The following is a 9,248-nucleotide window of genomic DNA, read 5'->3' as shown; positions in this document are numbered from 1 at the left end:
CTGCCCCCGGCCCCCGACCCGCCCGACCAGGTGTGGGCGCCGGACGTCACGGTCCGGCCTGCGGGCACCGTGACCCGGGCCCCGTCCGAGAACCGCACCTCGATCGTCTCGGCGGTGACGTTCGCGGCCACGTGGGTGCGGCCGTCGGGCCCGTCGAACGCGATCGCGAGCGGGTGGTCGGCCCGGACGTCACCGGCCACGGTCCCCAGCGCGGCGAGGTTCGCGATCCAGTGGTAGGTGTGGGCCCTGCTGCCGCCCTCCTCGACGTCGTAGCCGGGGTCGGCGTCCAGCTTCGCCAGGGCGGCCGGGCCGTCACCGAGGGCCAGGTAGGACCACAGGATGTCCTTCCAGACGGTGGGCGGCCCCCCGATGGCCCGTTCCAGCTCGGCGTAGTTGCTGCGCACGTCGTCCGGGCGCAGCCCCAGGTACAGGTGCCCGCCGGTCACGGGCAGCAGGTTGATGCCCTGGATCATCTCCGGTGCGGCGCTGAACCAGGTGGAGTACGTGCCCCCCGAGCCCCACACCATGCCCAGGGTGGTGTGCCCGAACTCCTCGGGGATGGCCCCGGACCCGTCGAACCAGTACTGCTGGATCGCCGCGGCCTGGGTGGCGTACAGGAAAGCGCCCGCGTCCTCGACGTCGGTGGCGCCGGTGGCCTGGCCCCAGTGGATCAGGCCGTAGGCGAAGTTCATGCCCTCCGAGCTGGACTCCTGGTTGTTGCCGGCCCCGAACGCCCCGTGACCCGAGGCCCAGTCGTGCCCGGCGTAGATGTCGAAGTCCCGCAGGTAGGGGAACATCGGGTCGTCCCGGTCGAACCCGTTCGCGTCCCGGATCAGCAGCTCGACCATGGGCCCGTACGCCTGCGCCCACTCGGGGTCGAAGCGGGCCAGGGTCGCGGCCGCGACGATGAAGTACCCGTAGTGGAAGTGGTGGTCGTTCAGCTCTGTGTCCGACCCGTAGGAGCCGGGGAAGCCCACGAGCGTGCCCCAGTCGGCGTTGTACGCGAACACCTGCTCGGTCTTGCCGGGTGTGGCCGTGAACCAGTCGGTGAGGGTGGCGCGCACCTGGTCCAGCGCGGCGTCGCGCACGTCGGTGCGGTCCAGCTGGTCGGCGATCTCCGCGATGCGGGTGGCCCGGCCCAGCGCCTTGCCGGTCCAGTACGTGTCGCCCTGACGGATGTCCATCGGGTCCGAGGCGACCTCGTCGAGCAGGCGCTCGAGGCGGGCACGCTCCTCACCGTCACCGGTGGCGACCGCGGGGACCTCGGGCAGCACGCCGGTGAACGGGGTCTCGGTGGTGAACGACGTCGCGCCCACCAGGGTCCTCATGTCACCACGGGGGGAGGGGTAGGTGCGTTCCAGCGCCTCCCCGGCCCCGGGCCCCTCGCCGGCCGCACCGGTGAGGAACGCGTCCTGGTGGGGGTACAGCGACACCACGGTGCCCCCGGCCCCACCCTGGACGGGCTGGGTGACCACCGAGTAGGTGGTGCGCACCACGCCCGCGGCCCGGTCGTACTCGTAGTCCACCCGGGTGTCGGTGACCTCGGCGAAAGCGTACGGGGCGAAGGCGGACGCCAGGTCCCGCCGGGCCTGGTCGGAGTCGTCGGGGGTGGTGGGCAGTGCCGCGACCGACAGGTAGGTCGCACCGCTGCGCAGCCGGGTGCCGCTGACGGCCCAGGTGGACCCGTCGGGCACGAACGCGACGTAGTCGGTGTCACCCGCGGTGAAGCCGACGTGCCCGCCGTCCTGGTGCCACACGCGCAGTCCGGACTCGGCGGTCAGCAGGACGTCCCCGCCCCGGGCCCGGTAGTAGCTGAACGGCAGGCCGTGCCCGATGGTCGCGCGCAGGCTCCGGTCCCCGGCGGCCCAGGACGCGGTCACGGTCCAGTCGGTCCAGTCGGCGACCTCCACCACGGGAGCGCGCAGTCCGTCGACCCCGACCACCACGTCCTCGACGTAGGGGTGGTGGAACTCGCCCACCCCGCCGGGCGTCCCGTACAGCACGGGCTCGCGGGTGAACGACAGCCCCAGGCCCTCCAGGTGCGGCTGGTAGGCCACCGGGTGGGCGTGCAGCGGTGCGCTGGTGGTGCAGCTGGCCCCGGGCTGCTTGAACACCAACGAGGACCACCAGTCGTTGGTGGGGATCGCGCCGCCGGGTGCGTCGTCGGTGAGGAACGCCCGGGCGTCGGTGGCCAGCGCCGCGCACCCGTGGGGTGCCGGGCCGACCTGGTCGGTGGTGTAGCTGCCGGCCCCCAGGTCCCGGGTCTCGCCGTGTGCGGGCGCGGCGAGCGTCGCCCCGGCGAGGGCCACGGCGGTGGCTGCGAGCACGGCCGTGACCGCGGTGGCGGGTCGGCGTGTGCGTGGTGGTGGTCGGTGCCCGTGGTGCGGGCCTGGTGCGACTGTCACTGGTTCTCCCGTTCGTCGCCGCCGGGTGGGCGGTGGTCGGCCCACGCGCCTCGTCGCGCGCAGGGAGCCGTGCTGTGACTCGAACGACGGCCCGGTATGACCGTAGATGTCGGATGGGACCGGTTTCAAGAGGGAGGTGAGACCGGTCTCATGCTGCGTCGCGTTCCGTGTGCAAGACTGGGCCTTGTGTGCTAGTTGAGAATGAGTATCATTAAGCACGATGGCTACCGAGACGCTCGACGCCGCTCCGAGCACCATGCCCACGTCCTCGCCCGTGAACGGCCCCGGCGCCGTGCCGCTGCCCCTCGACCCGCTCCTGACCGACCCGCTGCGCGACCTGCTGCAGGAGCGGACCCTCCTGCACGACCTCGTGCGGGCCCTGGGCTCACCCCTCAACCTCGTGCTCCCGCAGGCCGTGGCGACCAACGTCGACCGGTTCCGGGCGGTGTACCGCGACCACGGGCTCAGCGGGCACGTCTACTACGCCCACAAGGCCAACCGGTCCAGCGCCCTGGTCCGGCACCTGGCCTCCACACCCGCGCGCCTGGACGTCGCCTCCCTGGGAGAGCTCCAGCACGGCCTCGGCGCAGGGTTCACCCCCGACCGCCTCATGGTCACCGGCCCCAAGGGGCCGGAGCTGCTGTGGCTCGCAGCCCGCACCGGCGCCGTCGTCAACGTCGACTCCGTGGCCGAGATCGCCGCCCTGGCGCAGCTGGTGCGCGCCCACGGTCTGCCCGCGGTCCCCGTCCTCGTCCGGCTCACGGCGTTCCCGACGTCCGGCACCACCATGCTCCGTCGCACCAGCAGGTTCGGCATCGACCACCGCGACCTCGCCACCGCCCTGGACCTGCTCGTCGAGCACCGGGACGTCCTGCACATGCGCGGCGTGGCCTACCACCTGGACACCATCGGCCTGGACGAGAAGATCACCGCGCTGGAGGGCTGCGTCCTGGCCCTGGACGAGGCCGTGCGCCGAGGCCTGGACGCACGCGTCGTCGACGTCGGCGGCGGGTTCGGGGTCGACTACCTCGCGCAGCCCGACCAGTGGGAGGCGTGGACCAGTGCCCTGACCGCCGCCGTGCTCGGACGAGGTCCGGCGATGACGTGGGACGGGCACGGCTACGGGCTGCGCAGCGAGAACGGCGTCCTGCGGGGCGCGCTCGGCCTCTACCCGGCGTCCCGCCCGCTCGCCGGGCCCCGGTACCTCGACGCTCTCCTCAGCGCGACCGCGCCCACCCTCGGGCGCCCCCTGGCGACCCTGCTGCAAGAAGGCCTGTACGACCTGTGGACCGAACCCGGCCGCGCCATGGTCGACCAGGCCGGTGCCGTCCTGGCCACCGTCCTGGAGGTGCGTGACACCCCCACCGGCCACTGCCTGGTGCGCCTGGCCGCCAACGCCCGCGACATCAGCACCGAGGACCACGGCGTGCTCATGGACCCCGTCCTCGTCCCGGCCGCGGGACGTGAGCCGGACGGGCCCGCCCAGGACCAGGGCCCCGTGGGCGCCTACCTGCTGGGCAACCTCTGCCTCGAGGCCGACCTGCTCAGCCGACGCGCCGTCCGCCTGCCCCGCCGGCCCGCACCTGGGGACCTCCTGGCCTTCGCCAACACCGCCGGCTACTTCATGGACTTCAACGCCGACCACGCCCTGCACCAGCCCGTCGCCCGCACCGTCGCCCTCACACGCGACCACGGCGCCTGGGACTGGTCCCTGGACGAGCAGTACTGGCCGGCGCCGCCACCGACCGCAGGGAGCCCAGCATGAGGTACGACAGCATCACCGACGCCATCGGCGACACCCCGCTGCTCCGCATCGACCCCCAGGTCCACGGCCTGGAGAACACCGACCTGTACGCCAAGCTCGAGCTGCTCAACCCGTTCGGGTCCGTCAAGGACCGCGCCGCCTGGAACATGGTCCGCCACGACATCGACGCCGCGGCCCGCGACGGACGTACCGTCGTCGAGCTGTCCAGCGGCAACACCGCCAAGTCCCTCGCCCTGATCGCCGGGGCCCACGGCCTGCCGTTCCGCAGCATCACCAACCGCATGAAGGTCCCCGAGATCAAGGACCTGCTGCTGCTCATCGGCGCCGAGATCGAGGAGCTGCCCGGTCAGGCCGAGTGCCTGGACCCCACCGCCGGTGACGACCCCCTGACCCGCATCCACCGGGTCCTGCAGGCCTCCGAGGGGGAGTACCTGCACACCGACCAGTACTACAACCCCCGCAACACCGCCGCCCACGTCGAGGGCACCGGCCCCGAGATCATCAAGGACCTCGGCGGCCAGGGGCCGGACGTGTTCATCGCGTGCGTCGGCACCGCGGGGTCCTCCACCGGGGTGGCCACCGCCCTGCGCGAGCACGACCCGCGCGTGCAGGTCGTGGGACTGGTCGCGGCCAAGTCCGACTTCATCCCCGGCATCCGCAACATCGACGAGGTCCACGAGGTCGGGCTCTTCGACCCCGCGACCTACGACCACGTCGACGCCGTGAGCGCCGACCAGGCACTGGACGGGATGCTCACCCTCATCCGCAGGTGCGGCGTGCTCTCCGGGCCCACGGGCGGCGCGGCGTTCCACGGCGCGGTCGAGCACCTGCGGCGCGACGACGACCAGGTCCAGGGCCGGCGCACCGCGGTGTTCATCGTGTGCGACCGGGCCGAGAGCTACCTCAGCTACGTGCGCAAGCGCCGACCGGAGCTGCTGCGGCGCCCCGCCCGCGCCGGGTCCGTCGCCGACGTCACCGACGAGCAGGCCGCACAGGTCCCCGCCCTCACCGTGGACCAGGCCCGGCAGTGGATCACCGAGGCCCGGCCCCTGGTCGTGGACCTGCGCGGGTCCTTCGCCTACGCGACCCAGCACCTGCCCGGCTCGGTGAACATCGTCGACGAGGTCTTCGACGACCTCACCCAGGCCGGCCTGCCCGTCGACGCCGACCAGCCGGTCCTGCTCGTGTGCCCCGTCGGGGAGCGCTCCGCCCGCTACGCCGCCCTGCTGCGCGACAAGGGGCACACCGACGCCCGCAGCCTCGCCGGGGGCGTCGTCGCCTGGCGCGACGCCGGGGCGCCGATGGTGAGGACCCGATGACCGTCCTCGACCACACCACCGGCACCGGGAGCGTCCTGGCCGGTGACGCCATCGACGTGACGCTCGCCGACCTGCACGACTGGCACGCCGAGCTGCGCGCCCAGTTCCCCATCCTCACGGCCAACCCGCACACCGCCTACCTCGACAGCTCCGCGACCGCCCAGAAGCCGCAGGCCGTCCTGGACGCCGTGCACCACTACCTCACGACCACCAACGCCAACGCCGGACGCGGCACCTACCCGTGGGCCACCACCACCACCGCCCAGGTCGAGGCCACCGCCGAGCGCATCAAGGAGCACCTGCACGACCCCGACCCGGCGACCTCCACCGTCCACCTGGTCCCCGGCACCTCCGCCGGGCTGCGGGCCGTGGCGACCGACTGGCTCACCGGGTGGCTGACCGACGGCGACGAGATCATCGTCCCGTTCGCCGACCACCAGGCCAACGCCCAGCCCTGGCTCGAGGCCCAGCAGCTCCTCGCCCGGCGCGGGATCCGCATCACCGTCCACGAGCTGCCCTACGAGACGGCCTCCGGCGACTACGACGACGTCGCGCTCGCGGCGATGGTCACCGACCGCACCCGCCTCGTGGCCGTCACGCACGTGCACCACGTGTACGGGGCGCACATGAACGTCGACCGGATCCGCCGTGCCGTGGGACCCGACGTCGTGGTGTGCCTGGACGCGGCCCAGAGCGTCGGCCACATGCCCGTCTCCGTGGCCGGGCTCGACGTCGACGTGCTCGTGTTCTCCGGTCACAAGGCCATGGCCCTGCCCGGGGTCGGGGCGGTCTGGTGCCGGGGCACCCGGGCCCCGGCGTTCGCACCCGCAGGCTGGCCCGGATCCCCCAACACCGTGGGTGCGGTCAGCCTGTGCGCGGCACTGTCCTGGCTCGACCAGGCCGGGCTCGACCGCATCGACCGCTGGACCGTGGCCCTCGGCGCCCGCCTCACCGACGCCCTGCACCACCTGGACGGGTTCGAGGTCCTGGGCTGCCAGGCGAGCCTCGCCGCCACCAGCACCGTCCAGCGGCGCCAGGGCATCGTCTCGTTCCGCCACCACACGATCGACGCCGCCGACCTCGGGTTCATCCTCACCGACCACGGGCTCCTGGTCCGCGCCGACCACCACTGCCAGGCCGGGGCGGGAGAGCGCGACGGCTCGGTCCGGGTCAGCACCCACGCCTACACCGCCGTCGACGAGATCGACCACCTGATCCACGTCCTGACCGACCTCGACCGAGGAGCGTACCGATGAGCACCAGAGGAACCGTCGTGCTGGTCGACGCCTACGCACCGGCCCTGCGCCTGGTGCGGGCCTTCGCCGCGGCCGGGTGCGACGTCGTGCGCCTGGCCAGCAGCCCCGACGTGCCGCCCTTCTACCGTGCCGGCCTCATCGCCGAGGAGTTCACCGCCGAGGTCGTCCACGACGGCGACCTCGACGCCACCGTCGGACGCGTCGCCGCGCTGCGTCCCGTCGCCGTCCTCGCCGGCGGTGAGATGGGTGTCGAGCTCGCCGACTCCGTCAGCGAGGCGCTCGGCCTGGCGAGCAACGGCACCCGGCGCAGCGCGGCCCGCCGCGACAAGTTCCAGCAGGCGCAGGCGGTGAGGGCCTGGGGCCTGCGCGCCACGCCCCAGATGCTCGTCGACGACGCGGACGAGCTCGCCGCCTGGCACCGGGTCGTGGGCGGACGCCTCGTGGTCAAGCCCGTGCGCAGCGCCGGCAACGACGGCGTCCAGTTCTGCGACACCCCCGAGGACTCCGTCGCCGCGCACCGGCGCCTGGCCGGCACCACCGACCTGTTCGGCGCGCCCAACGACCGCACCCTGGCCCAGCAGTACCTGCTCGGCACCGAGTACGTCGTCAACACCGTCAGCAGCGACGGCCGCCACCGCGTCACCGACGTGTGGCGGTACGTCAAGATCTCGGCCAACGGGGTCAGCGACCGGGTAGCCGCCGCGATCTCCGTCCCGCCCCACGACCCCGCCCGCGAGGTCCTCGTGGACTACACCCTGGCCGTGCTCGACGCCCTCGACGTGCGCCACGGCCCGGCCCACAGCGAGGTCATGCTCACCGCCGAGGGCCCCTGCCTGGTGGAGGTGGGGGTGCGCCTGTGCGGGGCCGACACCGCCTACTACGCCCAGCTCGCGTGCGGGGAGTCCCAGATCGAGTGGACCGTCGACGCCTACCTCGACCCCGAGCGGTTCCGCATGCGCGCGGACGAGCCGGTCGAACCACGCGGCGGCGCCGCCATGGTGTTCATGACGTCCCCGGTCGCCGGTCGGCTCCGTGGCTACCCGCTGCTCGGGCAGGTGCAGGCCCTCCCGTCGTTCCACGACGCCCAGCTCGCCGTCGTGCCCGGCGGCTCGCTCGTGGTCACCGTCGACGACACGACCGAGCCCCTCCTGGTGGGCCTGTCCCACCCCCACCAGGAGGTCGTCGAGCGCGACGTCATGACCATGCTCTACCTCGACGGTCCCGGCTTCTACGACCTCGAACCCGCGACCGCCGACGCCCAGCTCGCAGGGGCGCTCGCATGAGCGCCACCTCCTCCTACCGGGACGTGTGGGCCCTTCCCGGGGCACCCCGCCTGCTCGGCGGCGGAGTCGTCGCGCGCCTCGGGCAGGGCATCACCGTCCTGGCCTGGCTGCTCCTCATCCGTGAGACCACCGGCAGCTACGCCCAGGCCGCGACCGTCACCGCAGCCAGCTCCGTGGCCATCGCGCTCGCCGCGCCCGTCGCCGGCCGCCTGGCCGACCGGTTCGGCCCCAGCACCGTCCTCGTCGTGTGCGCCATCGCCCACGGGCTGACCCAGGTGATGCTCCTGGCCGCCGTCCTGGCCCGCGCGCCACTGGCCGTCCTGTGCGCGCTCGCGTTCACCTCGGGTGCGGTCCTGCCCCCCATCGGACCCGCTCTGCGCGCCGCATGGGCCGTCCTGACCGGGGCGGCGAGCGGCCGCTCACGCACCCGCAACGCCGCCATGTCGATCGAGTCGGCCCTGTTCGAGCTCGTCTACGTGCTCGGGCCGTTGCTGTTCGCCGGGTTCATGCTGCTCGCCGGCCCCCTCGCGCCCCTGACCGGCACCGGACCGGGGGTCCTGGGCCCGGCCGCGTCCCTGCTCGCCGCCGCGACCTGCACCGTGCTGGGCACCGTCGCGATCGCCCGCGGCTCCACCCTGCGTGGCCTGCGCACCCAGGGGACCGGGCCACGCACGCGCGGGCTCGGACCCCTGCGCGTGCCCGGCATCCCCCGGCTGCTCGTCGTGACCGCCGGGATCGCCGTGTCGTTCGGCGCCGCTCCGGTCGCGCTCGCCGCCTGGGCCGAGGGCCAGGACCCGACCACGTCCGGTGCGGTCACCGGGGTCCTGGTGTCCGTGTGGAGCCTCGGCAGCGCCGCGGCCGGCCTCTGGTTCGCCACCCAGCACCCCCGCGCGTCCCTGCGCCGCCAGCTCCTGCTGCTCACGTCGGGCCTGGCCGCCGGGTACGGCACCTGGCTCCTGGCGCCGTCGGCCTGGTGGTTGGGCGTGGTGCTGGTGGTCACCGGCGCCGTGATCGCTCCGCTCCTGACCGTCCAGGCGAACATCGTCGCCCACCTCAGCCCCCAGGGCATGCTGACCGAGGCCTACACCTGGATGACCACCACCAACCTGTCCGCCGCGGCCCTGGGCGCCGCCCTCACCGGCGTCGTCGTCGACACCACCGGCTCGGCCGCCTGGGGGTTCGTCGCCACCGGCCTCGCCGCCGCGGTCGCCGCCCTGGTC

The 9,248-nt window shown here is 73.6% G+C and carries 6 protein-coding genes; 5 read left to right on the top strand and 1 reads right to left on the bottom strand.

The features are described 5' to 3' along the window. Window positions 1-2,327 (bottom strand): glycosyl hydrolase (locus N869_RS10015; protein ID WP_052105356.1); only part of this gene is annotated, 2,327 nt, incomplete at its 3' end. A 298-nt stretch (window positions 2,328-2,625) separates the two neighbouring features. Here N869_RS10015 and N869_RS10010 point away from each other — a divergent pair. From N869_RS10010 to N869_RS09990, 5 genes are all read left to right on the top strand, one after another. Then, window positions 2,626-4,170 (top strand): type III PLP-dependent enzyme domain-containing protein, encoded by a 1,545-nt coding sequence (locus tag N869_RS10010; protein WP_198026035.1) that lies wholly within the window; start codon window positions 2,626-2,628, stop codon window positions 4,168-4,170. After that, the gene (locus tag N869_RS10005) at window positions 4,167-5,489 is read left to right on the top strand and encodes a pyridoxal-phosphate dependent enzyme (protein WP_035060999.1); all 1,323 of its coding nucleotides are present in this window, start codon (window positions 4,167-4,169) and stop codon (window positions 5,487-5,489) included. The genes N869_RS10010 and N869_RS10005 overlap by 4 nt, the downstream gene beginning before the upstream one ends. Beyond that, the gene (locus tag N869_RS10000; protein WP_084136880.1) at window positions 5,486-6,745 is read left to right on the top strand and encodes an aminotransferase class V-fold PLP-dependent enzyme; all 1,260 of its coding nucleotides are present in this window, start codon (window positions 5,486-5,488) and stop codon (window positions 6,743-6,745) included. Before N869_RS10005 ends, N869_RS10000 begins: the two co-directional genes overlap by 4 nt. After that, entirely contained in the window at window positions 6,742-8,028 is a 1,287-nt protein-coding gene (locus N869_RS09995; RefSeq protein ID WP_035060997.1) for an ATP-grasp domain-containing protein, read from the top strand. The genes N869_RS10000 and N869_RS09995 overlap by 4 nt, the downstream gene beginning before the upstream one ends. After that, window positions 8,025-9,248, top strand: a 1,224-nt coding sequence (locus N869_RS09990; protein WP_035060995.1) for an MFS transporter, incomplete at its 3' end; no start/stop codon positions are given. The genes N869_RS09995 and N869_RS09990, both read left to right, overlap by 4 nt.

It is taken from the genome of Cellulomonas bogoriensis 69B4 = DSM 16987 (assembly GCF_000767165.1).
Classification (GTDB): domain Bacteria; phylum Actinomycetota; class Actinomycetes; order Actinomycetales; family Cellulomonadaceae; genus Actinotalea; species Actinotalea bogoriensis.
This window is presented reverse-complemented; position numbering and strand designations above follow the sequence as displayed.

Coding starts and splice junctions, on each gene's coding strand:
- N869_RS10005 (WP_035060999.1), top strand. CDS start 4,167: ATGAGGTACGACAGCATCACCGACGCCATCGGCGACACCCCGCTGCTC.
- N869_RS10010 (WP_198026035.1), top strand. CDS start 2,626: ATGGCTACCGAGACGCTCGACGCCGCTCCGAGCACCATGCCCACGTCC.
- N869_RS10000 (WP_084136880.1), top strand. CDS start 5,486: ATGACCGTCCTCGACCACACCACCGGCACCGGGAGCGTCCTGGCCGGT.
- N869_RS09995 (WP_035060997.1), top strand. CDS start 6,742: ATGAGCACCAGAGGAACCGTCGTGCTGGTCGACGCCTACGCACCGGCC.